At 67.7% G+C, this 24,974-nt stretch carries 24 protein-coding genes; 18 read left to right on the top strand and 6 right to left on the bottom strand.

Features of this window, described 5'->3' with window-relative positions; translation table 11 throughout:
- The first annotated feature begins 46 nt into the window (after positions 1-46).
- The 14 genes from IG171_RS11585 (at position 47) to ccsB (ending at position 14,362) form a co-directional block, all read left to right on the top strand.
- A complete protein-coding gene (locus IG171_RS11585) occupies positions 47-1,243 on the top strand; it encodes an acetoin utilization protein AcuC (protein WP_249203656.1) in 1,197 nt (398 codons plus the stop codon).
- A gap of 151 nt (positions 1,244-1,394) precedes the next feature.
- Complete coding sequence (locus IG171_RS11580; protein WP_167952014.1) at positions 1,395-1,490, top strand: AURKAIP1/COX24 domain-containing protein; 96 nt, start codon at positions 1,395-1,397, stop codon at positions 1,488-1,490.
- A gap of 79 nt (positions 1,491-1,569) precedes the next feature.
- A complete protein-coding gene (locus IG171_RS11575; RefSeq protein WP_212127604.1) occupies positions 1,570-1,815 on the top strand; it encodes a glutaredoxin family protein in 246 nt (81 codons plus the stop codon).
- A gap of 90 nt (positions 1,816-1,905) precedes the next feature.
- Entirely contained in the window at positions 1,906-2,538 is a 633-nt protein-coding gene (locus tag IG171_RS11570; protein ID WP_249203655.1) for a redox-sensing transcriptional repressor Rex, read from the top strand.
- Entirely contained in the window at positions 2,535-5,012 is a 2,478-nt protein-coding gene (gene hemA / locus IG171_RS11565) for a glutamyl-tRNA reductase (RefSeq protein WP_212127602.1), read from the top strand. Before IG171_RS11570 ends, hemA begins: the two co-directional genes overlap by 4 nt.
- Positions 5,009-6,613 (top strand): uroporphyrinogen-III synthase, encoded by a 1,605-nt coding sequence (locus IG171_RS11560; protein WP_212127601.1) that lies wholly within the window; start codon positions 5,009-5,011, stop codon positions 6,611-6,613. Before hemA ends, IG171_RS11560 begins: the two co-directional genes overlap by 4 nt.
- Position 6,614: 1 nt before the next feature.
- Positions 6,615-7,637, top strand: coding sequence for a porphobilinogen synthase (gene hemB, locus IG171_RS11555; protein WP_212127600.1), 1,023 nt, complete (start codon positions 6,615-6,617; stop codon positions 7,635-7,637).
- Entirely contained in the window at positions 7,637-8,104 is a 468-nt protein-coding gene (locus tag IG171_RS11550; protein WP_212127599.1) for a MarR family winged helix-turn-helix transcriptional regulator, read from the top strand. Before hemB ends, IG171_RS11550 begins: the two co-directional genes overlap by 1 nt.
- A gap of 55 nt (positions 8,105-8,159) precedes the next feature.
- A complete protein-coding gene (hemL, locus tag IG171_RS11545) occupies positions 8,160-9,521 on the top strand; it encodes a glutamate-1-semialdehyde 2,1-aminomutase (protein ID WP_212127598.1) in 1,362 nt (453 codons plus the stop codon).
- On the top strand, positions 9,518-10,159 hold the full coding sequence (locus IG171_RS11540; protein ID WP_212127597.1) for a histidine phosphatase family protein: 642 nt from the start codon (positions 9,518-9,520) through the stop codon (positions 10,157-10,159). Before hemL ends, IG171_RS11540 begins: the two co-directional genes overlap by 4 nt.
- Positions 10,156-10,755 carry a TlpA disulfide reductase family protein gene (locus IG171_RS11535; RefSeq protein WP_212127596.1) on the top strand — a complete coding sequence of 200 codons (600 nt, stop codon included), beginning with the start codon at positions 10,156-10,158 and terminating at the stop codon, positions 10,753-10,755. The genes IG171_RS11540 and IG171_RS11535 overlap by 4 nt, the downstream gene beginning before the upstream one ends.
- Before the next feature lie 5 nt (positions 10,756-10,760).
- A complete protein-coding gene (locus tag IG171_RS11530) occupies positions 10,761-11,516 on the top strand; it encodes a cytochrome c biogenesis protein CcdA (protein ID WP_212131653.1) in 756 nt (251 codons plus the stop codon).
- On the top strand, positions 11,516-13,219 hold the full coding sequence (locus tag IG171_RS11525) for a cytochrome c biogenesis protein ResB (protein WP_249203654.1): 1,704 nt from the start codon (positions 11,516-11,518) through the stop codon (positions 13,217-13,219). Before IG171_RS11530 ends, IG171_RS11525 begins: the two co-directional genes overlap by 1 nt.
- Before the next feature lie 120 nt (positions 13,220-13,339).
- Positions 13,340-14,362 carry a c-type cytochrome biogenesis protein CcsB gene (gene ccsB, locus IG171_RS11520; RefSeq protein WP_212127595.1) on the top strand — a complete coding sequence of 341 codons (1,023 nt, stop codon included), beginning with the start codon at positions 13,340-13,342 and terminating at the stop codon, positions 14,360-14,362.
- Positions 14,363-14,947: 585 nt separating this feature from the next.
- On the opposite strand, the gene IG171_RS11515 is transcribed toward ccsB, so the two are convergent.
- Positions 14,948-15,370 carry a PLD nuclease N-terminal domain-containing protein gene (locus IG171_RS11515; protein WP_212127594.1) on the bottom strand — a complete coding sequence of 141 codons (423 nt, stop codon included), beginning with the start codon at positions 15,368-15,370 and terminating at the stop codon, positions 14,948-14,950.
- A gap of 84 nt (positions 15,371-15,454) precedes the next feature.
- Here IG171_RS11515 and IG171_RS11510 point away from each other — a divergent pair, with 84 nt between their 5' ends.
- Complete coding sequence (locus tag IG171_RS11510; RefSeq protein WP_212127593.1) at positions 15,455-15,763, top strand: DUF4229 domain-containing protein; 309 nt, start codon at positions 15,455-15,457, stop codon at positions 15,761-15,763.
- 206 nt (positions 15,764-15,969) lie between these two features.
- Here IG171_RS11510 and IG171_RS11505 read toward each other — a convergent pair whose 3' ends face one another.
- The 3 genes from IG171_RS11505 to IG171_RS11495 are packed head-to-tail and all read right to left on the bottom strand — an operon-like array spanning position 15,970 to position 19,139.
- Positions 15,970-16,902 (bottom strand): 1,4-dihydroxy-2-naphthoate polyprenyltransferase, encoded by a 933-nt coding sequence (locus IG171_RS11505; RefSeq protein WP_212127592.1) that lies wholly within the window; start codon positions 16,900-16,902, stop codon positions 15,970-15,972.
- Between the two features lie 54 nt (positions 16,903-16,956).
- Positions 16,957-18,198, bottom strand: coding sequence for an AMP-binding protein (locus IG171_RS11500; protein WP_212127591.1), 1,242 nt, complete (start codon positions 18,196-18,198; stop codon positions 16,957-16,959).
- A gap of 20 nt (positions 18,199-18,218) precedes the next feature.
- Entirely contained in the window at positions 18,219-19,139 is a 921-nt protein-coding gene (locus IG171_RS11495) for a 1,4-dihydroxy-2-naphthoyl-CoA synthase (RefSeq protein WP_212127590.1), read from the bottom strand.
- Positions 19,140-19,335: 196 nt separating this feature from the next.
- On the opposite strand from IG171_RS11495, the gene IG171_RS19260 reads away from it, so the two are divergent.
- Together IG171_RS19260 and IG171_RS11490 are read left to right on the top strand one after the other, a co-directional pair.
- Positions 19,336-19,470, top strand: a complete 135-nt coding sequence (locus tag IG171_RS19260) for a hypothetical protein (RefSeq protein ID WP_283091825.1) — start codon at positions 19,336-19,338, stop codon at positions 19,468-19,470.
- A gap of 24 nt (positions 19,471-19,494) precedes the next feature.
- Entirely contained in the window at positions 19,495-20,625 is a 1,131-nt protein-coding gene (locus IG171_RS11490; protein WP_212127589.1) for an o-succinylbenzoate synthase, read from the top strand.
- Positions 20,626-20,627: 2 nt separating this feature from the next.
- Here the strand turns inward: IG171_RS11490 and IG171_RS11485 are convergent, their stop codons facing one another.
- On the bottom strand, positions 20,628-21,269 hold the full coding sequence (locus IG171_RS11485) for a hypothetical protein (RefSeq protein ID WP_212127588.1): 642 nt from the start codon (positions 21,267-21,269) through the stop codon (positions 20,628-20,630).
- A gap of 294 nt (positions 21,270-21,563) precedes the next feature.
- Here IG171_RS11485 and menD point away from each other — a divergent pair, with 294 nt between their 5' ends.
- Positions 21,564-23,294, top strand: coding sequence for a 2-succinyl-5-enolpyruvyl-6-hydroxy-3-cyclohexene-1-carboxylic-acid synthase (gene menD / locus IG171_RS11480; protein WP_249203653.1), 1,731 nt, complete (start codon positions 21,564-21,566; stop codon positions 23,292-23,294).
- Between the two features lie 169 nt (positions 23,295-23,463).
- Here the strand turns inward: menD and IG171_RS11475 are convergent, their stop codons facing one another.
- The gene (locus IG171_RS11475; RefSeq protein ID WP_212127587.1) at positions 23,464-24,828 is read right to left on the bottom strand and encodes an isochorismate synthase; all 1,365 of its coding nucleotides are present in this window, start codon (positions 24,826-24,828) and stop codon (positions 23,464-23,466) included.
- Between the last annotated feature and the right edge of the window lie 146 nt (positions 24,829-24,974).

Below are 24,974 nucleotides of genomic sequence, written 5' to 3'. Positions count from 1 at the left end.
TCCCCGGAATCGGCGCAAGTGAGCTGCGCCATATAGCATGGTGCGCATGGCCGAAAATGATGTGTACGTCGTTTGGGACGACGCGGTGACCGGTTACAACTTCGGTCCCAGCCACCCCATGCACCCGCTGCGGCTCGACCTGACGGCGAAGCTTGCGATGGACTTCGGCCTCTGCGACGCCGACAACGTCCACGTGAATCCGGTCGGCCCGATCGACGAGGGCAGACTCGCCCGCCTCCACGACAACGACTTCATCGCCGCCGTGAAGCAGGCCGGAACCGCCGAGGGCCTCGACGAGGAGACGGCGAACGGCTACGGGATCGGCACCGAGGACGTGCCCGGGTTCGAGGACATGCACGCCGCCTCGGCGCTGCTGTTCCAAGGCACCGTCGACGCCGCCGATGCGATCATCTCCGGCGGTTACGACCGCGCGGTGAACTTCACCGGAGGGATGCACCACGCGATGCCGGACAGAGCCAGCGGCTTCTGCATCTACAACGATGCGGCCGGGGCGATCACCGAGTTCCTCGACGCCGGATACGAACGCATCGTCTACCTCGACATCGACGCCCACCACGGGGACGGGGTGGAGAAGTTCTTCTGGGACGAACCGCGGGTGCTGACGGTCTCGATCCACGAATCGGGGAAGTTCCTCTTCCCCGGCACCGGGTTCCCCGCCGATATCGGGGGACTGAAGGCGGCCGCCTCGGCGGTGAATGTCGCCCTGCCCCCGCGCACCGGCGACGCGGACTGGCTGCGGGCCTTCGACGCCACCGTCCCGCCGATCGTCGCTGCCTTCGAACCCCAGGTCATCGTCTCCCAGCACGGATGCGACGGTCACCGCTCGGACCCGCTGACGCACATGTGGCTGAGCGTCGACGCGATGCGGATCGCGGCCGAGCGGATCCGTCGGCTCGCCGCCGATCACGCGGACGGGAAATGGCTGTCCGTCGGGGGAGGCGGCTACGCGATCATCGACGTCGTGCCCCGGGCCTGGACGAATCTGCTGGCCGTGGCCGCCGACCGCGACATCGATCCCGGCGCGCGGATCCCCGGCCGCTGGGCGGACTATGCGCAGACGATGACGGGGCGCGAGGCGCCGCTGTCGATGACGGACGGATTCGACGGTGCGTTCGAACCCTGGTCGAAGGGATTCGACCCCGAGGCCGAACTCGATCGGGCCGTGATGGGCACCCGGAAGAACGTCTTCCCCTTCTTCGGACTCGACCCGTACTTCGACTGACCCCCGAAGCGGCGCGGAAGATCGGGCCACCGGCTGTGGAACTCGACACAGTTTTGGGAAAGCAGGCGGCCAAGCGATAGAATTGCACGGTTAGTTCAATGGGTGGGCATCCGCTGTCCACCCTCCACCGCCAAGCACAAGGGGTACCCGCGTGGGCTCAGTCATCAAGAAGCGCCGCAAGCGTATGTCGAAGAAGAAGCACCGCAAGCAGCTTCGCAAGACACGTCACCAGCGTCGCAACAAGTAGTAAGGCCGAGACGACGGTCCTGCGCCCCCGCTCGAGTGATTTCTCGGCGGGGTTTGTTGCACCCGATGAGGAGTGAGCCATGGTTGAGCTGACCTTCCTCACGCGCGTCGACTGCCATCTGTGCGCGCTCGCGCGCGAGACCGTCGCAGAGGTGGCCGCCGGCAGGGACGTGAGAGTGACCGAGGTCGATATCGACACCGACGACGACCTGGCCGCACAGTACGGCTGGGACGTGCCGGTGGTGCTCCTCAACGGGCGGCAGCACAGTTTTCATCGAGTCGACAGGGATCGGCTGTCCCAGGCTCTGGCGAGCCTGGGCGCATGAGATCGATTGAAGGAGTGAGACGGGTTCGTGGGCGAGATTCTGTCCGCCAACAGGATTGAGGGTGTCGTTCGCAGAAACGTACCCGAACGCGTGATCTCCCGACTCCCGATCTATCTGCAGGCCGTCGAGACCATCGTCGCAACCGGCAGGGAGACCGTGTCGTCGGAGGACCTCGCCGCCGCCAGCGGAGTGTCCCCGTCGATTCTGCGCAAGGACCTGTCCCAGCTGGGACGCTCCGGCAAGCGCGGCGTCGGATACTCGTGCCCCGAACTCGTCACCACCCTGCGGGGCTTCCTCGGCCTCGACCGCGACCGGAGCGTGGCCATCATCGGCGCCGGTCGCCTCGGTTCGGCCCTGGCCGACTACGCCGGCTTCCGTCGTCGGGGCCTGCGTCTGACCGCCATCTTCGACATCGACGAGCAGAAGATCGGGACGACGATCGGCACGCTGACCGTCTCCGCTCTCGACGACCTGCCCGCCTGGAACGAGCACATCGACCTCGTGGTCATGGCCGTTCCCGCAGCCGCGGCACCCGCGGCGGCCCACACGGCCGTCGAGGCGGGTGTGCGCGGCATTCTCAATTTCTCACCTACCGTGCTCGACACCCCGGACACCGTCCGTGTCCACCAAGTCGATCTGGCCAGTGAGCTGCAAGTACTCGCATACTATTCGGCGCTGGACACGGCACCGCTCAACCCTGGTTTTGAGGAGCACAGGAATTGACTCTCTTGGTTCTCGGCATTTCACATCAGTCGGCCCCGATCGACATGCTCGACAGGCTGGCCTTCGGTGCCGGCGAGGTCGGGTCTCTGCGCAAGGACGCACTTGCCGGAGACAACGTCGAAGGGCTCGCCGTGCTCTCGACGTGCAACCGCCTCGAGCTGATCGCCGACGTCTCGGCCTTCCACGGAGGACTGGCCGACCTCGGCAATGCGCTGGTGTCCTCGATCGACAAGGAATGGTCGGACATCGCCGCGCACTTCTACGCCCACTACGACACTCAGGCCATGGAGCATCTGCTCAAGGTCGCCTGCGGACTCGACTCGATGGCCATCGGTGAGGCTCAGATCCTCGGCCAGCTGCGCTCGTCGTTCACCGGTTCGCAGGAGGACCGGGCCCTGACCTCCGAACTGTCCCAGGCCCTCCAGCAGGCGCTGCGAGTGGGCAAGCGCGCCCATTCGGAGACCGACCTCGGCGAGGTCGCCCGCTCCCTCTTCGGAGCCGCGCTCGAAGCCTCGGCCGCGCACATCGGTTCGCTGCGAGCCGCCAACGCCCTGGTCATCGGTGCCGGAGCCATGTCGGGACTCGTCGTGTCCGGCCTGCACAGGGAAGGGGTCAGCCACATCACCGTGCTCAACCGGACCGTGGAGAAGGCCGAGCGCCTCGTCGCCGAGGTGGGCGGACGGGCCCGTGAGCTGACCCCGCGGGTGATGGCCGAGGAGATCGCCGACGCCGACCTCATCATCTCCTGCACCGGTGCCCGCGGTGTCGTCGTGACCCGTGACGACATCGTCGCCGGACTGTCGCAGAACCCCAAGGGCGCGGCGAACAAGGCGTTCGTCGACCTCGCCCTGCCGCATGACATCGACCCCAGCGTGCGCGAGTTCGAACACGTTGCGCTCTTCGGACTCGGCGAGATCCGCGAACTGCTGAAGAACTCCGACAAGGAGCGCGACGCGAAGGTCGTGAGCACCGTCGAGGAGGTGCGGGGGATCATCGCTGAGGAACTCGACAAGATCGCCACCGGCAACAGGGAGCGCTCCGTCGCCCCGACGGTGACCGCGCTGCGCTCCCACGCCAAGGACGTCCTCGCCTCCGAGACCGCGCGCCTGGAGAAGAAGATCGGTGCGGTCGTCGATGAGAAGTCCTTCGGCGAGGTCCGCAAATCGCTGCACCGGGTGGCCGAGAAGCTCATCCACACCCCGACGGTGAAGGTCAAGGAACTGGCTGTGACGGAATCCGAGGTCGACTACGCCCAAGCGCTCATGCAGCTGTTCGACCTTCCCGTCAACAAGGTCGCCCATGCGATCACTCAGCCCGAGACGAAGGTCGCGAAGGCCGCCAGCGCCGACCACGTCGAAGCCGATGGGATCCGACCGGTCGCCGACCACACCCTCGACATCGTCGAACCCGAGCAGTTCAGCGGACGCACCGTGCGCCTGGGCACCCGCCGGTCCAAGCTCGCCCGGTCCCAGTCCACGGCGATCGCCCACCAGATCGCGGCTCTGACCGGTTGGCGGGTCGAGATCGTCGAGGTCGTCACCGAGGGGGACGTCAACATGTCCCCGCTGGCCGGATTCGGCGGCACCGGCGTCTTCGTCTCCGCGGTGCGACAGGCGCTGCACCAGGGCAAGATCGACCTCGCCGTCCATTCGCTCAAGGACCTGCCGACCACCCCCGAGGTGGGCATCCAGATGGCGGCGATCCCACCGCGCGTCGACCCCTCCGACGTGCTCATCGGCCGCGACGGCCTGAGCCTGTCCGAGCTGCCGGCCGGATCGGCCATCGGCACCGGTTCGCCCAGGCGCGCCGTGCAGCTGCAGGCCGCCCGCCCCGATATCGAGGTCAGGGGAGTGCGCGGAAACGTCGACACCCGCATCGCCCACGTCCGTGACGGTCGCCTCGACGCCGTCGTCCTCGCCGCGGCCGGAGTCCGCCGGATCGGTCGGCTGGCCGAGGCCACGGACTCGCTGAGCTTCGACGTCATGCTCCCGGCTCCCGGTCAGGGTGCGCTGGCGGTGGAGACCCGCAGTGCGGACAGCTCCTATGCCCGCTCCGAGGACATCCTCAACGCCGACGCCGAGGTGCGCGCGGCCCTGCGCCGCATCCACGACCAGACCACGGATCTGGCCGTGACCTGCGAACGCGCGATCCTGTCCCGTGCCGAGGCCGGGTGCTCGGCCCCGATCGGCGCCCTGGCCAAGATCGAGGGCGGCCAGTTCGTCGTCGACGCCGTGATGGCCGATGACGACGGCAGACTGGCCCGGACCCGCCGGAGCACCCAGCTGCCGGCAGTGCCGGATGTCGACTGGACGAACGGGAGCGAACAGCAGCTGACCGTGACCGGCAAGGAACTGGCCCGCATCGCCGACGAACTCGGCACCGCGGCGGCCGAGGACCTGCTGGACGCACTCGGCATCGACCCGTCGGCCAGCGCCGATCACCTCACCCCCGTCAAGGCTCAGGAGCAGGGATGAACAGCACACCGGCCACCGGTCAGGTCCAACCGCGCCGACTGCTGCCGGCCGCGCCGCGCGTCGTCTTCATCGGCAGCGGTCCCGGCGAATCGAGCCTGATGACGATGCGCGGAGCCGAGATCCTGGCCACAGCGGTCACCGTCGTCTACGACGCCGATGTCCACTCGGAGATCGTCACCGCCTACGTTCCCCAGGCGGCGACGCTCATCGACGCCGCCGATCTCGGTGTCGCCGCATCCACCCGGGGCCGGCGGCTGGCCGAACTCGCCCGACCCGACAACACCGTCGTGCGTCTGAGCTCCGATGACGGGCTGATCTTCACGAACACCACGGCCGAGGCCGCCGTGTGCCGCAAGGCCGACGTCGAGGTCGAGATCGTGCCGGGAGTCGGCCTGTCGGCCTCGACGGCGGCCTACACCGGCACAGCCCTGACGACGAACCGGGTCCGGTCCGTGCGCTTCATCGAGGCGGGACCGCAGACCCACGTCGACGTCTCCCGACACCGCAACACCACCCATGTGCTCACCGGCACCGCCGCCGCCCACGAACAGGCCATCGGTGCCCTGCTGGCCGACGGCTGGGACGAGGACACGAAGGTGCTGCTGGGCTGGGGGATCTCCACGATCGAGCAGACGAGCGTGGAGACCACCCTGAAGCAGGCGCTTTCGATGACGCAGACAGGATCGGATCGTATGGTGGTGATCATGGGACAGGGCGTGGAATCCAGAGGAGAGCTGAGCTGGTTCGAATCCAAACCGCTCTTCGGCTGGCAGGTGCTCATCCCGCGGACGAAGGAGCAGGGAACCTCCACCGCCGAGGCTCTGGCCGAGCTCGGTGCCGTCGGCACCGTCGTGCCCACCATCGCCGTGCAGCCCCCGCGGACCCCGACCCAGATGGAGAAGGCCATCCGCGGACTCGTCGACGGATCCTACGAATGGGTGGGCTTCACCTCGGTCAACGCCGTGCGCGCGGTGCGCATGTGGTTCGAGGACTTCGGGCTCGACTCCCGGTCGATGGCCGGAGTCAAGGTCGCGGCCGTCGGCGGTCGCACGGCGGCGGCCCTCATCGACTGGGGAATCACCCCCGATCTGGTTCCCGACGGTGAGCATTCGGCCCGCGGGCTGGCCGCGGCCTGGCCGGAATTCGTCGACGACATCGACCCGATGAACACCGTGCTCCTGCCCCGGGCCGACATCGCCACCGAGGTGCTGGTGGCCGGTCTGCTCGAGAAGGGCTGGGACCCCGACGACGTCACCGCCTACCGCACCGTGCGGGCCTCCCCGCCGCCGGCGCCGATCCGCGAGTCGATCAAGGCCGGCGACTTCGACGCCTTCCTCTTCACCTCCTCGTCGACGGTGCGCAACCTCGTCGGCATCGCCGGCAAACCCGCGGCCACCTCGGTGATCTGCTGCATCGGTCCGGCCACGGCGAACACAGCGGCCGAGCACGGACTGCGGGTCGATGTGCTCGCCGAGGAGGCCAACCTCACCTCGCTCATCGACGGACTCGTCGAATTCGCACTCACCAAGCGGGCAGAAGACGTGGACGCCGGGATCACCCCGAAGCGTCCGAGCCAGAAGCGCCGCAGAAAGAAGGCCTGACATGCCACTGGTTCCCGGATCCGCACGCCCCCGCCGCCTGCGCTCGACGCCGGCCCTGCGGAGGCTCGTGTCCGAAGTGCAGCTGCACCCGTCCGAGCTGATCCTGCCGATGTTCGTCAAGGAGGGCCTGAGCGAACCGGTCCCGTTGGAGGGAATGCCGGGAGTCGTCCAGCACACGCTGGAGTCCCTGCTGGCCGCGGCCGAGGAGGCCGTGGCGGCCGGAGTCGGCGGACTCATGCTCTTCGGCATCCCCGAGCACAAGGACGAGACGGGCTCCCAGGCCGATGACCCCGACGGCATCCTCAACCGCGCGCTGTCGCTGCTCAGCGACCGCCTCGGCGAGGACACGGTCGTCATGGCCGATCTGTGCCTCGACGAATTCACCTCCCACGGCCACTGCGGAGTCCTTGACTCGGCCGGGGGAGTCGACAACGACGCCACCCTCGACCGCTACGCCTCGATGGCTGTGGCCCAGGCCCGTGCCGGAGCCCAGGTGCTCGGACTGTCGGGGATGATGGACGGTCAGGTCGGTTACTGCCGTGAGGCCCTCGACGCCGCCGGGCTGACCGACACCGTCGTGATGGGGTACACCGCGAAGTACGCTTCGGCCTTCTACGGCCCGTTCCGGGAGGCCGTGGACTCCGAGCTCAAGGGCGATCGCAAGACCTACCAGCAGGATCCCGCGAACGGTCGCGAGGCCCTGCGCGAGCTCGGGCTCGACCTGGCCGAAGGCGCCGACATCGTCATGGTCAAACCCGGGCTGCCCTACCTCGACGTCCTCGCCGAGGTGGCCCGCGAATCCATTGTGCCCGTCTGGACCTACCAGGTCTCCGGCGAGTACGCGATGATCGAATTCGCCGCCGCGGCCGGGGCGATCGAGCGCGAACGGGCCATCGAGGAGTCCCTCATCGCCTTCAAACGCGCCGGCACCGATGCGATCCTCACCTACTGGGCCACCGAGGTCGCCCAGAGGCTCCAGGCCGAGGCCGCGGGGGCGGGCACCGCAGCGACCGGGAGCCGGTGATGACTGAGCCCCGCTGGCTGTCGGCCGTGGACCAGAGAGCGTGGCGCAGCTACCTCAGCGGTTCCCAGCTGCTGAGCGCGCAGCTGGACAAGGAGCTGCGCGAGAAGCACGGCATCGGCCTGCCCGAGTACGAGATCCTCGTTCGGCTGTCCGAACACGAGGACCGAACCATGCGGATGGCGCTGCTGGCCACCGACACGACCATGTCGCGGTCGCGTCTGACCCACAGTGTGGCGAGGATGGAGAAGAGAGGACTGCTCGAACGCTCGGCCATCGCCGAGGACGGACGCGGAGTCAACTGTGTGATGACCGAGGCCGGTTGGCAGCTGCTGCGCACCGTCGCCCCCGACCATGTCGCCGGTGTCCGCGACCACCTCGTCGACCTGCTCGAACCCGAGGAGATGGCGACTCTGGGTCGCATCTTCGCCAGGGTCCACGACCATCTGCGCGAACTCGACGGCTCCTGAGCCGCCCCTGCCACGTTCCACGACCACGATCCCGCGAAGAATCAGAGGAGACCCCATGACGACAGCACCGACGCACGGACACCCCACCGATCAGTCCGCCGCACTCTTCGCCCGCGCCGAGGCCGTCACCCCCGGCGGAGTCAACTCCCCGGTCCGCGCGTTCAAGGCCGTCGGCGGCACCCCCCGATTCATCACCGAGGCGACCGGCGCCTGGCTGCGTGACGCCGACGGCAACGACTACATCGACCTCATCGGCTCCTGGGGCCCGATGATCCTGGGCCACTCGCGCCCCGAGGTGCTCGCCGCCGTGCAGGAAGCCGCCGTCAAGGGGTTCTCCTTCGGCACCCCCTCGACCGGTGAGGTCGAACTCGCCGAGGAGATCGTGTCCCGGGTCGACCCCGTCGACCAGGTCCGTCTCGTGTCCTCGGGCACCGAGGCGACCATGTCCGCGATCCGTCTGGCCCGCGGATACACGGGCCGGTCGAAGGTCGTGAAGTTCGCCGGGTGCTACCACGGCCACGTGGATTCGCTGCTGGCCCAGGCCGGGTCCGGACTGGCGACCTTCTCTCTGCCCGACACCCCGGGCGTGACCGGGGCGCAGGCGCAGGACACCATCGTCGTCGGCTACAACGACGCCGCCGGTCTCGAAGCCGTCTTCGCCGAGCACGGTGATGACATCGCCTGCGTCATCACCGAGGCCAGCCCCGGGAACATGGGCGTCGTGCCTCCGCGCGAGGGCTTCACGAACACCATCCGCCGTCTGACCAAGGCCCACGGTGCGCTGATGATCAGCGACGAGGTGATGACCGGGTTCCGCGTCTCCGCCGCCGGCTGGTACGGCTATGAGGCCGATCGGCTCGGCTACCCGGAGGGAGCACCGGACCTGTTCACCTTCGGCAAGGTCATGGGCGGCGGATTCCCCGCCGCGGCCTTCGGCGGACGTGCCGATGTCATGGCCCAGTTGGCCCCGGCCGGCCCCGTCTACCAGGCGGGAACGCTGTCGGGCAATCCCGTGGCCACCGCCGCCGGACTGACCACGCTCAAGCTCACCACCGAACTCGACGTGTACTCGCACATAGGACGGGCGGCGGACATCCTGCGATCGGCCGTCGCAGCGAGTCTGGAGGCCGAAGGCGTCGCCCACGTCATCCAGTCCGCGAATTCGATGTTCTCGGTCTTCTTCACCGACACGGAGGTGACGAACTACGAACAGGCGCGCGGACAGAACGTCGACCGGTACTCGGCGTTCTTCAACGCCATGCTCGATCAGGGCATCCACATGCCGCCGAGCGCCTTCGAGGCCTGGTTCCTGTCCTACGCCCACACCGATGAGATCCTCGACCGGATCGTGACCGCTCTGCCCGCGGCGGCGAAGGCCGCGGCCGCGGTGCCGGAGGCGGGAAAGGCGCAGGCATGACCACGATCCACCTGGTCAGGCACGGCGAGGTCGACAACCCCGAGGGGGTGCTGTACGGACGTCTGCCGCATTTCGGTCTGACCGAGCGCGGCCATGAGATGGCCGCCCGGGTCGCGAAGCACTTCTCGACGGCGGACACGGCCCCGGTCGAACTCGTCGCCTCACCGCTGCTGCGGACCCAGCAGACGGTCGAACCGCTGGCCGAGGCGCTCGAGCTTCCGGTGTTCACCGATGACCGAGTGATCGAGGCCGCGAACTCGTTCGAGGGGCAGAAGCTGGGTGTGCGTCGGCTGGCCGAACCGAGGAACCTCCTGCGCCTGTACAACCCGCTGACCCCGTCCTGGGGCGAACCGTACCGACAGATCGTGCTGCGCATGCGAGCCGCGATGGCCAGCCTGCGGACCAAACTGGCCCGGTACGGGCCCGAGGCCGAGGGCGTCATCGTCTCGCACCAGCTGCCGATCTGGATGACCCGGCTGTCGGGGGAGGGGCGCTCGCTCGTCCACGACCCCCGGCGCCGGGAATGTGATCTGGCTTCTATCACCAGTTTCACATTCGGCTCGTCCACACTGGTATCCGTGAGTTACGAGAGCATCTGCGCTGATCTGCAACCCGGGACCACGGTGGCAGGAGCATGAGGGCCGGTCGCCGCCCGCTGAACCGCCGCACCCTCTTCACCGCGGTCTTCGCCGCCGGTACGACCCTGGCCCTCGGCGCCTGCAGCGAGAACGACGAACTGGCCGATCAGGCCGGGTCCGATCAGGGCTACGTGTCCGGATCGGGCGTGGTCTCCCAGGTGGCCGTGGAAGACCGCGGCGAGCCCCTGGAGCTGGACTTCGAGACCATCGACGGTGAGTCGATGTCCCTGGCCGATCTGCGCCCGACGCCCGTGGTCATCAACCTCTGGTACGCGGCCTGCCCGCCGTGCCGGAAGGAGGCTCCGGACCTGAAGTCGGTGTCGGAGAGCTTCGGTGACAAGGCCCAGTTCATCGGCGTCAATGTGCGCGACCAGGCGGCCGCGGCCAATGCCTTCATCAACAACTACCAGATTCCGTATCCGAACATGCTCGACACCAACGGCGATATGGTCTCCCTGCTCTCGGGCGTCCTGCCCCCGCAGGCGACCCCCTCGACGGTGGTGCTCGACACCGAAGGCCGTGCCGCCGCCCGGGTCGTCGGTGAGGTCGACGCGTCGACGCTCAAGGGACTCATCGAGGACGTGCGGGCCGAGTGAGTGGGATCGGGGCGGAATTCGCCCAGACCGTGCTGTCCGGTCCGCTGCTGCTGGCGGCCGGGGCAGCGGCGCTGGCGGGCCTGGTGTCCTTCGCTTCTCCGTGCGTGCTGCCGCTGGTGCCCGGCTACGTCGGGTACGTCACCGGACTGTCCGGATCCTCGCTCAGGGACAAACAGACCTGGCGGGTCGTGCTGGGCATCAGCCTGTTCGTGCTCGGATTCACCGTCGTCTTCGTCCTGCTGGGAACCAGCTTCTCCGCGCTGGGGGCTCTGTTCTCCCAATGGCAGTCGCTGATCATCCGCATCCTCGGCATCGTCGTCATCATCGCCGGCTTCGTGTTCATGGGCGGATTCGGGCTGCTGCAGCGCGAACACCGGATCCGGGCCCGCCCGAAGGCGGGACTCTGGGGCGCCCCGGTGCTCGGGGCGACCTTCGCCCTCGGCTGGGCTCCCTGCGTGGGACCGACCCTGTCGGCGGTGCTGACCATGTCCGTGAGCTTCGGCGGTGACGGGATGATCTGGCGCGGGGCCCTGCTGGCCTTCGTCTACTGTCTGGGCTTGGGCATCCCGTTCATCCTGCTGGCGGTGGCCATCCACAAGGGCGCCGGGCGGCTCGGGTGGGTGCGCAGGCACCAGAGCGCGATCGTGCGCGCCGGCGGCATCATGCTCATCGTCCTCGGCGTGCTCATGGCCAGCGGCGTCTGGAATATGTGGATGACCTCCCTGCAAGGTGTGATCAACGGATTCGAAGTGGTGATCTAGTGGAGCGCAAGACCGAAGACGTCGAGACGACACCGACGGAATCGGGCTCGAAGTCTGCGGCGAAGTCCGGCAAATCGACGAAGCCCGGGGCGAAGTCCGGCGCGAAGTCCGGGAAGTCGGCGAAGTCGACCGTGTCCCCGCCCCAACTGGGCTTCTGGGGCATGTGCCGCTGGGCCTGGACACAGCTGACGACGATGCGCGTGGCGCTCATCCTGCTGCTCGTGCTCGCGCTCGCCGCGATCCCCGGATCGCTGCTGCCCCAACGCATCCAGGACCCGGGCCGGGTGAATACCTTCCTGGAGAACAACGGCGCTTGGGGACGATTCCTCGACGCCATACAGATGTTCGACGTCTACTCCTCGGTCTGGTTCTCCGCGATCTACCTGCTGCTGATGATCTCCCTCGTCGGCTGCATCATTCCCCGCACGAAGCAACACTGGAAGGCGATGCGCTCGGTGCCGCCGAAGGCGCCGCGGCGACTGAGTCGGATGCCCGGCTACGCGAGCTTCACCTCGGCGCAGGGGGAGAGCCGGTCGCGAGAGGCCGCAGATGAAGCTTTCCTCGATGCCGCCGAGGCACGGCTGAAGAAGTCCGGCTACCGGATCAACCGGCAGGCCGACCACATCGCCGCCGAACGCGGCTACCTGCGCGAGACGGGCAACCTCGTCTTCCACATCGCACTGCTCATGGCGACGCTGACGATGGCCATCGGGTCCCTCTTCGGCTACGAGGGGCAGCGCATCCTCGTCGAAGGGGACACGTTCACGAACTCGCTGGTCTCGTATGATTCGTTCGAACCCGGCTCCTACTACGATGCCGACAATCTGCCGGATTTCCGGCTCAAGCTCGACCGCTTCACCTCGACCTTCGACGATCAGGCCGCGGGCAACCAGTTCGGTCAGCCGCGCAGCTTCGACGCGCAGGTCACCACCACGGCCAACGGCGAGGACGAGACGCACACGCTCAAGGTCAACGAACCCGTCCGTGTCGCCGGCGTCGGCGTCTACCTCACCGGCAACGGCTACGCGCCCGAGGTGACCATCCGCGATGCGCAAGGCAACATCGTCCAGTCCGGACCGCAGGTGTTCGTCCCCGACGACGGCGACCCCGGCTACACCTCGGAGGGAGTCATCAAGGTCCCGGACTCGGCCGGAACCCAGATGGGCTTCGTCGGGGTCTTCCTGCCCACGGCCGCGCAGAACGAAGACGGCGACCTCGTCTCAAGCTTCGCCGAGCTGCGCAACCCTTACCTCGTGATGAGCGGGTACACCGGTGATCTCGGCCTCGACTCCGGAGTCCCGCAGTCGGTGTACTCCCTCGATGCCGATGAGATGACCGAGATGACCGATGACGCGGGCAATCCGCTGATCATCCAACTCGCCGAGGGGGAGACCCAGGAGCTGCCGGGCGGCGGTTCGGTGACCTTCGACGGGGTGAAGAAGTACATCGCCGTCGACATCTCGCAGGACCCGACACAGGGGCTGATGCTCATCAGCGCGGTCCTGGTCCTGGCGGGCCTCGGCCTGTCCCTGTTCGTCCCGCGACGTCGCGTGTGGGTGCGGATCAGGGGCGGTGAAGCCGAGGTGGCCGCGCTCGCCCGCGGTGAGGACCCGATGGTCGAGCGAGCGGTCGCCGACCTGGTCAAACAGCTGCGAGACCCCGAACCCGACGAGGATCGGGACGATGGCGAGAAGGAAAGATGAGCCAAAGCTACTACGCAGAGTAGAATGGCCGCGGTGTGCGAGTCCCGAAGCCTCGAACGGGCCTGTGCACAGCGATACTGACAGCTAGCGATTTGAGAGCACCTGAGGTGCGGAGGATGAATGGACGTCAACACTGACCTCGCAATGTGGTCGAACCAGTTGATCATCTCGGCGATGATCGTCTACGCCTTCGCCATGATCTTCTACGCCTTCGACCTGTTCGGCTCTCGGGAGCTCAAGACCTCTCAGACCTCCGTCGGCACCGCGGCCAAGGCCAGCTCCGTGCGTCGGACCAACCGGAAGACCGCGACGACTGCGGTCCTCGACCGGCCCGGAGACGATGAGTCCGCCGCTGCGACCGGCACCGACCCGGCTCCCTCCGCTCGGAGGAACCGACGCCGCGGGGCCCGCATCGGCACTTCGCTGCTCGTCCTGGCCGTCCTGCTCCACGCGGCGGCGGTGCTCACTCGCGCGCTGTCCGTCTCACGCGTGCCGTGGGGCAACATGATGGAATACGTCCTCACGGCCACGGTGATCACCGTCATCGTCTACCTCGTCGTCAACCTGAAGAAGGACGTGCGCTATCTCGGCACCTTCGTCTCCGGGGGAGTGCTGCTCAGCCTCGGGCTGGCGATCACCGTCTTCTACACCCCGGCGGCGAAGCTGATCCCGGCGCTCGATTCGTACTGGATCGCCATCCACGTGCCGATCGCGATCCTCTCGACCTCGCTGCTGTTCATCTCCGCGGCGCTGGCTCTGTTCCAGATCCTCAAGACCGTCCACGAGGACAGGGACCCGAAGTGGCTGCGCTTCATGAAGCGACTGCCCTCGAGCACCGATCTCGAGCGGATCTCCTACACGATCGCGGCCGTCGGCTTCATCACCTGGACCTTCACCCTCATCGCCGGTGCCATCTGGGCGGAGGTGGCCTGGAGCCGCTACTGGGGCTGGGACTCGAAGGAGATCTGGACTTTCGTCGTGTGGGTCATCTACGCCGCCTACCTGCATGCTCGCGCCACGCGCGGCTGGGGTCCGACGAAGGTCGCGGTGCTCAACCTCATCGGCATCGCCTCGGTGGTCTTCAACTTCACCGTCGTCAACGTCTACTTCAACGGCCTGCACTCCTACTCCGGACTCGACTGAGGGGAGTCGGACACTCCGGCGTCGGCCGAGAGGTGTCGGACACTCCGGAATCGGTTGAGAGGGGGCAGGTACCCCGGACTCGGCTGCGAGGGAGCAAATACTCCGGACTCGCTTGAGAGGGGGGCGGACCGCAGCAAGTCGGCTCTGGCCAGTGCGGTGTCGCCCGCGGCCGGGGCCGAACCCCTGCCGTTCGACGACTCGGGCGTTCGACGACTCGGTCAGCGATGGTTCGGCGGCTCGGTCAGCGGCGGTTCGCGGCTCGGTCAGCGGCGGCTCGGTCAGCGGCTGCCTCAGGGGGCGAGGACCGCTCGAACGGAGGTGACTTCGCGCTCCTGAAACGGCGACGGCTCGACCTACGACTGGAAGCTCTGTTTGCATACAGAGCTCTGTGTCGCAGAGCGAGCCGTCGGCCGTATCAGGCCGTCGGCGAGAGGATCGGCAGCCGCACGTGTCTCCAGATCAAGCGGAAAGCAGCCGATCGAAGACCGCAGAACTCTGGTTCGGAATCAGGCAGGTCAGGGCAGCCTGTGCTGTTTCGATGGCTGCCAGGAGGCTGGGCTGTGCTGGGGTGGGACTCTGTGAAGCTCAGTTCGAGCGACCGCGGCCATCGCCTTTGGTGCCGTGCTCATCGGAATCGGCAGAGGAGTCGCTGTCCTCGTCGGAATCCTCATAGGCGTCGGTCGACGACGAAGGCTCATCGTCATCGCTGGCCTGCGGAGCGTGCTTGCCGAGCTGGACCTCACGGTCGACCTGGCGCAGGTAGTCCTCATCATCGTCCGGTGCGACCTGTCCGCGCGGGCGAGCCGCCGAAACGGGCCTGCCCTCGGAACCACGGCCGAAAAGATACCAGAGGATGAATCCGAGTACGGGAATGAAGAGAATGATGAGCGCCCACGCGGGTTTGGGCAGGACTCGAATCAGACCCCGATCGCGCAACAGGCAATCGAAGAGTCCGTACAGTGTCACCGCTGCTGCCAGGACAATCGCGGCAATGAGAAATCGAGCCATGCGTCCAGGTTAGTCCACGAACCTGAGCACGGACTCAAGCGTGCGGTGACGAGATGGTCACGATCGAGGGATACAATGGGCTCAATGCGCACCTTCTGGCTCTATTCTCTCGCCCGCCTCGGCATCATCGTCGCCGTGGGCCTCGTACTGTTCCCGTTCCTCGGACTCAATTTGCTCATGGCCGTCGCCGCGATCGTCATCGGCGCACTGCTGAGCTACCTGTTCCTGGGCAATATGCGTGCCCGAGTAGCGGCCGACATCGAAGCACGTGTGGCCAAGCGCGCCGTTGCGCCGAAGCGACGCAGCGCCGATGAAGCCGCCGAGGACCACATCGTCGACGAACGCATGGGCGACGAGGAACACGTCAGCGACGACGGGAACCAGAGCAAGTAGGAACCCGACTCGGGCATCCGGGCCCGGTTCAAGCGCGGGTCGCACTCCTTCCCGCAGCGCGGGTCTCAACTGTTCCCATAGGTGCGGTCACAAGCCCCCAAAGGAGCGCGCGTCCTCAGAAGGCTCATCCCCTCGGAGGGCACGGAGGACCGGGCCCAGCCCCCGGGCCCGGACCGAGTCCCCTCAGCGGGCCGGACCCAGTCCCATCAGAGGGCCAGACCGAGTCCCATCAGCGCGGCGAAGGCCAAGCCGGTCAGCCCGGTCGACTTGATCGGCGGAATCAGCCCTTGGCCGGACGTGCCGCTGAGAACCGTCTTGAGCGGGTTGAGGGCCGGCACCAGAGCGAGGATCGCCAATGCCACCGCCGGATGCCCATCGAGGATCGCCAGGGCCAGCAGCGCGAACGGCAGCAGCACCAGCACCGCATAGGCGATGCGGGCAGCGTTGTCGCCCAGCCGCACGGCCAGCGTGATCTTGCCCGCCTCGGTGTCGGTGGGGATATCGCGGAGGTTGTTGACCATGAGCACAGCCGAGGCGAGCGAGCCGATCGCCACAGCCCCGGCGAGGCCGCTCAGGCTGAGATGGCCGACCTGCATCCACATCGTTCCCAAGGTGGCGACGAGACCGAAGAAGACGAAGACGAAGACCTCGCCGAGGCCCATATACCCATAGGGCCTCTTCCCTCCGGTGTAGAACCACGCGGCGGCCACGGCGGCTGCGCCGACGATGAGGAACCACCACGCCTGCGAGATGAGGACGAGCACGATGCCGGCGAGACCGGCAAGACCGAAGAAGAGGAAGGCCGCACGCTTGACCGTATGCGCCTCGGCCAGACCGGTCGCGGTCAGACGCACCGGTCCGACTCGCTCGTCGTCGGTGCCGCGGATGCCGTCGGAGTAGTCGTTGGCGTAGTTCGATCCGATCTGGAGGCAGAGAGCGACGAGCAGCGCGAGGAAGCCGCGCAGAAGTATCTGCGGCAGACTGACATGATCGCCGCTGCCGGAGATGTCATCGAGGATGAACGCGGTGAATCCTCCGAGGGACCCGATCGCGGCGCCGGTTCCGATGAGGACGGGCGCGAGTGCCAGGGGCAGGGTGCGCAACCGAGCACCCGAGATCCACTGGGCGGCATCAGCCATAGGTTTCGGTCACCTTCCTCAGCATTTGCGGAACCGTCTCATATTATCGATTGTTCATCGGCAAGGGTATTCGGCAGCGGTGGCGTCGAGTTCGGCCGCGAGTTCGGCCGCGGCCTGCCGGTCGGGTTTGCCGATCGACCTGCTCGGGATCTCGTCGACGGCGAAGACGAGCTGCGGCAGCAGCTGCCCGCTCATCCCGTGATCGAGGGCGGTCAGTCGGCGGGCGAGCTCTCGCGGAGACTCGGTGATTTCGCGCAGAGGCTGGGCGAGCTCGCGCAGAGGCTCGGCGAATCTGACGAGGGCGACGATCCGCTTTCCCCACTCGGCATCGGGCACCCAGGTCACGAGCATCTCGGCGATGCCCTCGCGCTGCCAGCTCGGCAGCAGCCCGATCTCCAGCGCATGCGGAGACACGTTCGTGCCGCCGGAGACGATGATGTCATCGGCGCGGCCGAGCACGGTGAGCACACCCGCCTCGAGGCGCCCGAGATCGCTCGTGTGCATGATGCGCCTGCCCTGAACGTCGACCTCCAGGCCGGGGGAGTCCACGGGGGTGATGGTGCCGTCGGCGGCGATGTCGACATAGGCGTCGGCGACGACCGGGCCGGACAGATCGATGGTGCCCGACTCGGTGATGGTGATGTCGACGCCGTCGAAGGGCACGCCGTCGTAGACGCAGCCGCCGGCGGTCTCGCTCATCCCGTAGGTGCGCACGATCGACAGTCCTGCGGCATCCGCCCGATCGAGCAGCGCCGGTGGGATCGCCGCCCCGCCGAGGAGGATGTGATCGATCCTCGATGCCAGATCGGCGGCGTGATCGTCCTCGAGGATGCGGTGGAGCTGAGTGGGCACGAGCGAGGCGTAGGTGGGTCGGTCTCCTGCCCTGTCCAGCAGCTGGTCGGCCCCGGTGGTGAAGGATGCGGCGGTGAACCTCGCCGAGGTCGACCGCACCGGAGGCCTCCCGGCCAGTCGGGCACGCAGCTCCACCTGGAAACCGGCGATGTGATTGACCGGCAGACACAGGTACCAGTCGCCGGGCCCGGACAGGGACCGTTCGGTCGCCCGCGCCGAGGTGGTCAGGGCGCGGGCGGACAGGGCCACAGCCTTCGCCTGCCCGGTGGAGCCGGAGGTGAAGAGGATGAGAGCCGGACACGTTCCGGTGCCTGCCCACGAACTCGGGGCCGCCTCGGTGACGGCACCCTCGCGGTTTGCGGGCAGGATGAGGATCGAGTGTCCCTGAAGCGCTCGGTCGATGGCCTCGGGCAGGTCCTCGGGGCTGAGCTCGCGTGCGGTCACGATGGGTCCGGGCCGGGCCTTCAGTAGTACCAGGGGAACGGCGACCAGTCGGGGTCGCGCTTGTCGAGGAAGGCGTCGCGGCCCTCGACGGCTTCGTCGGTCATGTACCCCAGGCGGGTGGCCTCACCGGCGAAGACCTGCTGGCCCATGAGACCGTCGTCGACGAGGTTGAAGGCGAATTTGAGCATCCGCTGCGCGTTGGGGGACTTGCCGAGGATCTCCTTGGCCATCGTCAGGGCGGCCGTTTCGAGTTCGGCGTGGTCGACGACCTCGTTGACAGCGCCCATATCGGCCATCTCCTGCGCCGAATACGTGCGGCCGAGGAAGAAGATCTCGCGGGCCCTCTTCTGCCCGACCATCTTCGCCAGATACGCCGACCCGTAGCCGGCGTCGTAGGATCCGACATCGGCATCGGTCTGCTTGAACTTCGCATGCTCGCGGGAGGCGATCGTCATATCAGCCACGACGTGCAGACTGTGCCCGCCGCCGGCGGCCCAGCCGGGGACGACGGCGATGACGACCTTCGGCATGGTGCGGATGAGGCGCTGGACCTCGAGGATGTGCAGGCGCCCGGCACGAGCCGGATCGACACTCTCACGGGTCTCCCCGGAGGCGTACTGGTAGCCGGAGCGGCCGCGGATGCGCTGGTCGCCGCCGGAGCAGAACGCCCAACCGCCGTCCTTGGCACTCGGGCCGTTGCCGGTCAGCAGCACCGCACCGACATCCGAGGTCTGGCGGGCATGGTCGAGGGCGCGGTAGAGCTCGTCGACGGTGTGGGGCCGGAAGGCGTTGCGCACCTCGGGGCGGTCGAAGGCGATGCGCACGCAGCCGAGATCGCTGCCGTCGGCGGGGTCGATCGCCCGGTGGTAGGTGATATCGGTGAAGTCGAATCCGGAGACCTCACGCCACGCGGAGGGATCGAAGATATCTGAAACCGTCATGGTCCCCAGCCTATCGCTTGGCAGTGCTGTGCCGGTCCCGAGGTGTCCGGTGATCCGAACCCCACCGACGGCTGATGATTGATATCACATCACGCTGGAGTCGGGCATCGTCGAGGACAGGCGGATCACCAGTCGAGCGGATCACCAGTCGATGGGAGTCTGCGAGGACCGAAGTGCTTCCCTACCACCACATGAAGTGCTTCCCTACCACCACATCCAGGGCCTGACCGACGGGATGAGAGCCTTCGCGGACTCCTCGCTCGAGGCCCTCGACGACGACGCGGCTTCCCTGCTGCGCGAGCGGGTGCCCTCGTTCCTCGGACGCCTCTGACCGGGAGGGCGATAGTCTGGCCCCATGGCCGATTCACGTCCGTCCGCAGCCGCCTCGTCAGCAGCCGAGCTGCCCGAACGCTTCGAGGACCTCATCGACGAGGTGCACGTGCTCCGTCTGCCGATGGTGACTCGATTCAGAGGCATCACAGAACGCGAGATCGCCCTGCTGCCCGGGCCCGATGGGTGGGCCGAGTTCTCCCCGTTCACCGAATACGGCACCGAGGAAGCCAGCAGGTGGCTGCGTGCCGCCCTCGAATTCGCAGGTCTGCTGCCCGGCGACCGCGCGAGCCGGCCGACCGCAGGCAGCGCAGCAGAGGAGGAGCCCCAGACCGTCGCCGTCAACGCCACGTTGCCGGCTTGCCCTGCCGAAGAGGTCGAGTCGGTACTGGCCCGGTACGGACACGTCGGCACCGTCAAGGCGAAGGTCGCCGAGCACGGAATCGACTCACTCGCCGATGACCTCGCCCGCCTGCGGCAGTTCCGTCGGATCCTGCCCGACACCACGCTGCGCCTGGACGCGAACGCCGGCTACAGCCTCGCCGAGGCGCAGCGCGCCTGCACCGAATTCGCCGACTTCGACCTCCAGTACTTCGAACAGCCGGTCGCCGGCGTCGAGGACATGGCCCGCTTGCGTGAGGAACTGGCCGACCGGGATCTGCCGATCGTGCTCGCCGCCGACGAATCGATCCGCAAGGCCGAGGACCCGCTGCGTGTGGCTGCGCTGGGTGCGGCCGAGGTCATCATTGTCAAGGTCCAGCCTTTGGGCGGCATCGCCGCGGGCCGGTCGGTCATCGACGCCTGCGGGCTGCCGGCCGTGGTGTCCTCGGCGCTGGAATCATCGGTCGGACTGGCCGCCGGTGCCAGGCTGGCCGCACAGCTGCCGCGCACCGACCGCAGCCGGGCACTGCTCGGCGACAGCCCGGCCTGCGGTCTGGGCACCGTCCGTCTCTTCGCCTCGGATGTCGTCGCCGACGATGCCGGGATGCGCCCGGTCGACGGCTTCGTCCCGGTCACGCGAATCGCCCCGGACCCTGACCGCCTGCAGTCTCTGGCGGTGGATCCGGGGCGATTCGACTGGTGGGCCCGACGACTCCAGCAGTGCTGGTCCCGTCTGCGGCTCGGAGAGCGGGAGCGTGGCGAAGGCGCGGGCTGAGGTCAGCCCGCGCTGCTGACGGCGTCGACGATTGCCTCGGCGGTCTGGGACACCGTCGCCTTGTCGACGTCGACGACATTGGCCGCGGTCACGATATTGTTGCCGACTCTGGCGCTGATGGAGTTCGTGTTGAGCACCGTCTGCCCGCCGGCGTCGATCGTGGCCTTGACTCCGACGGTCTCATCGGCGCCGGCGACCTCGGTGTCGAAGGGTTCGAAGTCCATCGACATCTCGATGCCCTGGGAGCTGATGGTCACATCGCTGCATTCCTCGGTCACCTTGCTCGAGGTTCGAAGCTGAGACCCGGCCGCGTCCTCATCGGCGAGGCTGACCAGTCCCACGGACAGAGTGTTGTCACTCGAAACACCGGTGACCGTGGTGCTGTCACTGGCTTCGGCTGCCCCGAGCGCCGCCATCGACAGGTCCTTGCACTCGCTGGGTTCGAACTCGGCATTGTCGAGAGCCTTGAGAGCCTCGCTGCCGGAGGCCTCGCTGGTGTCGATGTACGTGAAGGACTGTCCCTGAGCATCCGTGGATTCGAGGAGCTCCTTCAGCGTCGCTTCGTCGAGCTGCGTCGCCTCCTCGGCTGCGGAGTCGCTCGTCCTCGTCCTGGCCGCCGTCTTGGCCGCCCGAACAGCCCGCAAGGGTCAGGCCGGTGATGAGCGCGATGGCTGGGAGTGTGCGTTTCATGATGGACCTCTCGAGTCAGCGTTCAGTGGGGCGATCAGCGGTCGCAGAGCCGCGACTGCTATCAATATAAGCCCCACCCGCCGGTTGCGGGCCCTCCCGTGTACCGGATCCGACACATCGCCGCGTGGCTGTGTCGCTGTCTCGTCCGAGTCCTCAGGCGTCGAGGCGATCCGCACCAGTCGAACGAATGCGCCGAGGTCAGAGGGCGGAGATGAACCGCAGATGGGTTAGTGGTTGAATATCAGGTGATGTCGAATTCGAGCGCGGTGGCGCAGCAGATTGCCCGAGGCCTCGTCCGATCAGCAGTGACGGATGTGGTCATCGCCCCCGGGTCCCGCTCCGCTCCCTTGGTCTATGCCCTGGCACCGTTGGCCGAAGCGGGGCTGATCCGCACGCATGTGCGCATCGACGAGCGCGACGCCGGGTTCCTCGCCCTCGGGCTGGCCCGGGGTCTGCGCGCCGGCGGCGCGGGATCGGCCGTCGCGGTCGTCACCACTTCGGGATCGGCCGTGGCCAACCTCCACCCGGCCGTGCTCGAGGCCTCGTACGGGCACCTGCCGCTGCTGGCGCTGACCGCCGACCGGCCCGCCCGGCTGCGTGGGACCGGGGCGAACCAGACGATCGACGATCAGGCGCATGTGCCCAGCGACGTCCGTGCCCGTTGCGATCTTCCCGCCGGAGAGAGCCGCGGAGGAGTCGAGGCGGCGGTCTCCGAGTCCGTTGCGGCAGCGCTGGGACGCACCGGAGGAACCGGCGCCGAGGCGGCCGGACCGGTCCAGTTGAATGTGCAGTTCGATACCCCGCTGGTGCCCACTGCCGCCGAACTGGGGGCGTGGAAGGACGAGGTCAGCGGATCGTTCGAGCGGACCCCGGTCGAATCCTCACGTCCCGAGGTGAGCGTGACGATCACCGATGGCACCGTCATCGTCGCGGGCGACGCAGGCGGGCACCCGGCCGAATCTCTGCGTGCGCTCGCCGCCGCCCACCACCTACCGGTGCTCGCCGAACCCTCGAGCCCCTTGGCGCAGGCCAGGGGAGTCTCCTCGACATTCGTGCCCGCCCATGCTCGGGTTCTCGGGGAACGGACGGAACTGAGAGACGCGATCCGCACGGTCGTCGTCCACGGCAAACCGACTCTGACCCGGCCGGTGGCCGCGCTGCTCGCCGACGAAACGGTGACCGCACGGCGGTTGCCCGACGATATCGACGCGCTCGCCCTGTCCGTCACGGACGAGGCAATCGGCTCCGATGACGGAGCCGGCAGCGATGGCGCAGACTGCGCCGCCTCGGGCGCTGCGTGGGTGCGTGACTGGATCGACGCAGGCGAGGCCTGTCTTGCAGCCGCCCGGGACGAACGAACCTCGGCGCGGAAATCGACCGATACTGGGGAAGCCGCCTCGGCGCAGGAATTCCAATCGACGGCTCGAGCGGTCACCGAATATCTCGCGGCACAGGACGTCACTGTCTTCGCGGCCAGTTCGAACTCGGTGCGCTACCTCAGTGAGGCCACCGACATCCGTGCCCATATCCACGCCTCACGCGGACTGGCGGGCATCGACGGACTCGTCTCCACCGCGACGGGGCTGTCCCTGGGCCTGGACGAGCCGGTCGTCCTGCTCATCGGTGACATCGCGATGCTCCACGACATCGGGGGACTGCTCACACCGACGGCCGAAATGGCGGGGGATGTGACGATCGTGGTGCTCAACGACGACGGGGGAGCGATCTTCTCCGGACTCGAGCACTCCCAGCCGCATGTGGCCGGTTACCTGGAGCGCTACTTCACGGTCCCGCACGGCCGCGGGTTCGCAGAGCTCGCCGCCGCCTACGGGTGGGATTACACGTCGGTCGAGACTGCGGGCGAGTTCGAACGGGTCCTGGCTGGCGAAGGCAACACCGGCGTCTCTGGCCCAGGCGCTGCTGATTCGAGCGCTGCTGCAGGCACTCGCCGCATCATCGAAGTCACCCGCGCGCACTGACCCGGCCTGCGCTGAGTCCGCGCTGTGCTGAGTCCGCTCACTCACCGCGTGGGTTGAAGAACGCGCCGTGCACGACGCGTTCTTCAACCGTACTGGTGAGTGAGCGGCTGTTTCGGGCTGCTTCGTCAGCCTGACCGGTCACCGCCGCCCGCGCCGACAGCGAAATCGCTCAGTCCAGGCCCAGCGCCCGACGCATCGGGGCGAGCTTCGCATCGGTCTCGGCCACCTCGGCGTCGGGATCGGAATCCGGCATGATCCCGGCACCGGCGAACAGGCGGATCCGATTGCGGTCCTCGAGCTGACCGCAGCGCAGAGCGATGCCGAACTGACCGTTGCCGCGTCCGTCCATCCACCCGACCGGACCCGAGTAGCGTCCGCGGTCGAGCGGTTCGAGCGAATCGACGTGGGCCACGGCGCTCGCCTGCGGGTAACCGCCGACGGCGGCCGTCGGATGGACAGCGGCGGCGACGTCGAGGGCGTTGAGATCGGAATCGGGTGAGAGGTTCGCCTGCGCGTCCGAGGCCGAGTGGATGACGTTGGCCAGCGGCAGCAGGTGAGGACGCTCATCGACGGTGACGTCGTCGGCGACCGAACCGAGGCTGCGCTGCAGGGAGGCGATGGCGAAGGCGTGCTCGGTGCTGTCCTTGTGCGCGCTGAGCAGCTTCCTGGCCGCGGGCATCTCGTCCGTCGGGTTCTTCTCGACCCGGTAGGTCCCGGCCAGGACGCGGGAGATCACTCGGTTGTTCTCCACCCCGATGAGCAGCTCGGGCGTCGAACCGATGAGCCCGGCGACATCGAAGGTCCAGCAGCTGGGATAGCTGCGATTGAGAGCGCCGAGCACCGACCGGACGTCGATGTCGTCGTCGGTGGTGACCACCTCGTCGCGGGCGAGCACGATCTTGCGCAGTGTCGGATCGTCGCTGAAGGCATCCACCTCGGACGAGCCGTCGACGGGGGTGAGCATGGCCGCGACCTCTGCGACCAGCTGCGCCCACTTCGCGGAATCGAGGTTGCCGTCCGTCGCCCGCGCCGAGGCGACCCGACGCAGGGGCTCGGCCTGCAGGACCGGGGGAGTGGGCGGAGTGGCGTTCGTCGAGATCGATGTCAGCCACACGCGGCCGCCTCGGCGACCGAGCACGAATTCGGGAACGTGGATGATCGAATCGACGTCCGACTCGCCCGAATAGGCGACCGTGGCGAAGCACATGAGCCCGGAGCCGAGCAGATCGACCTCGTCCTCGACGCTCGCGACAGCGGTGATCGCCTTCCACGCGGCCGAGAGCTGAGTGAACCGTTCGGGACCGCGGGCGCGGATGCGCAGGGTCCGGCCGAAGCCGATCAGCCCGGAGGTGTCGCGGACCCAGCAGGAGAATCCGGACGTCGGCAGCAGCTCCAGGGTCTGCTCGACGGTGGTCGGCAGCCCGGATTGGAACGGGAATCCGGGCCCGGGATCGACGTCGTCGACGAAGCGGGAGCGCACATGCAGGTGCGGGGGTGCGGTGATGATGTCACTGGTGCCGAAAGTCGTAGTCATGTCGGTCCAACTCTAGACGAGTTCCCCGGTTCTCATCCTCTCACCGCCACCGGCACCGGCCCGAGACTGACCGGTACGGGACCCCAGCGGACCGGTGCGGGCTCGTGATGACCGGGAGTGTGTCCATTTCCACATCCGCGGCGGCC

This window comes from Brevibacterium sp. SMBL_HHYL_HB1 (genome assembly GCF_018208375.1).
In the GTDB taxonomy this organism is placed as follows: domain Bacteria; phylum Actinomycetota; class Actinomycetes; order Actinomycetales; family Brevibacteriaceae; genus Brevibacterium; species Brevibacterium intestinavium.
Note: the sequence above shows the minus strand (reverse complement) of the source record. Positions and strands in the feature narration are given on the sequence as shown.

What these genes read in the sequence shown, in the direction of transcription:
- IG171_RS11585 (WP_249203656.1), top strand. Translation starts at nt 47, where the DNA reads ATGGCCGAAAATGATGTGTACGTCGTTTGGGACGACGCGGTGACCGGT.
- IG171_RS11575 (WP_212127604.1), top strand. Translation starts at nt 1,570, where the DNA reads ATGGTTGAGCTGACCTTCCTCACGCGCGTCGACTGCCATCTGTGCGCG.
- IG171_RS11560 (WP_212127601.1), top strand. Translation starts at nt 5,009, where the DNA reads ATGAACAGCACACCGGCCACCGGTCAGGTCCAACCGCGCCGACTGCTG.
- hemB (WP_212127600.1), top strand. Translation starts at nt 6,615, where the DNA reads ATGCCACTGGTTCCCGGATCCGCACGCCCCCGCCGCCTGCGCTCGACG.
- IG171_RS11550 (WP_212127599.1), top strand. Translation starts at nt 7,637, where the DNA reads ATGACTGAGCCCCGCTGGCTGTCGGCCGTGGACCAGAGAGCGTGGCGC.
- hemL (WP_212127598.1), top strand. Translation starts at nt 8,160, where the DNA reads ATGACGACAGCACCGACGCACGGACACCCCACCGATCAGTCCGCCGCA.
- IG171_RS11540 (WP_212127597.1), top strand. Translation starts at nt 9,518, where the DNA reads ATGACCACGATCCACCTGGTCAGGCACGGCGAGGTCGACAACCCCGAG.
- IG171_RS11535 (WP_212127596.1), top strand. Translation starts at nt 10,156, where the DNA reads ATGAGGGCCGGTCGCCGCCCGCTGAACCGCCGCACCCTCTTCACCGCG.
- ccsB (WP_212127595.1), top strand. Translation starts at nt 13,340, where the DNA reads ATGGACGTCAACACTGACCTCGCAATGTGGTCGAACCAGTTGATCATC.
- IG171_RS11515 (WP_212127594.1), bottom strand. Translation starts at nt 15,370, where the DNA reads ATGGCTCGATTTCTCATTGCCGCGATTGTCCTGGCAGCAGCGGTGACA.
- IG171_RS11510 (WP_212127593.1), top strand. Translation starts at nt 15,455, where the DNA reads ATGCGCACCTTCTGGCTCTATTCTCTCGCCCGCCTCGGCATCATCGTC.
- IG171_RS11505 (WP_212127592.1), bottom strand. Translation starts at nt 16,902, where the DNA reads ATGGCTGATGCCGCCCAGTGGATCTCGGGTGCTCGGTTGCGCACCCTG.
- IG171_RS11495 (WP_212127590.1), bottom strand. Translation starts at nt 19,139, where the DNA reads ATGACGGTTTCAGATATCTTCGATCCCTCCGCGTGGCGTGAGGTCTCC.
- IG171_RS11490 (WP_212127589.1), top strand. Translation starts at nt 19,495, where the DNA reads ATGGCCGATTCACGTCCGTCCGCAGCCGCCTCGTCAGCAGCCGAGCTG.
- menD (WP_249203653.1), top strand. Translation starts at nt 21,564, where the DNA reads ATGTCGAATTCGAGCGCGGTGGCGCAGCAGATTGCCCGAGGCCTCGTC.
- IG171_RS11475 (WP_212127587.1), bottom strand. Translation starts at nt 24,828, where the DNA reads ATGACTACGACTTTCGGCACCAGTGACATCATCACCGCACCCCCGCAC.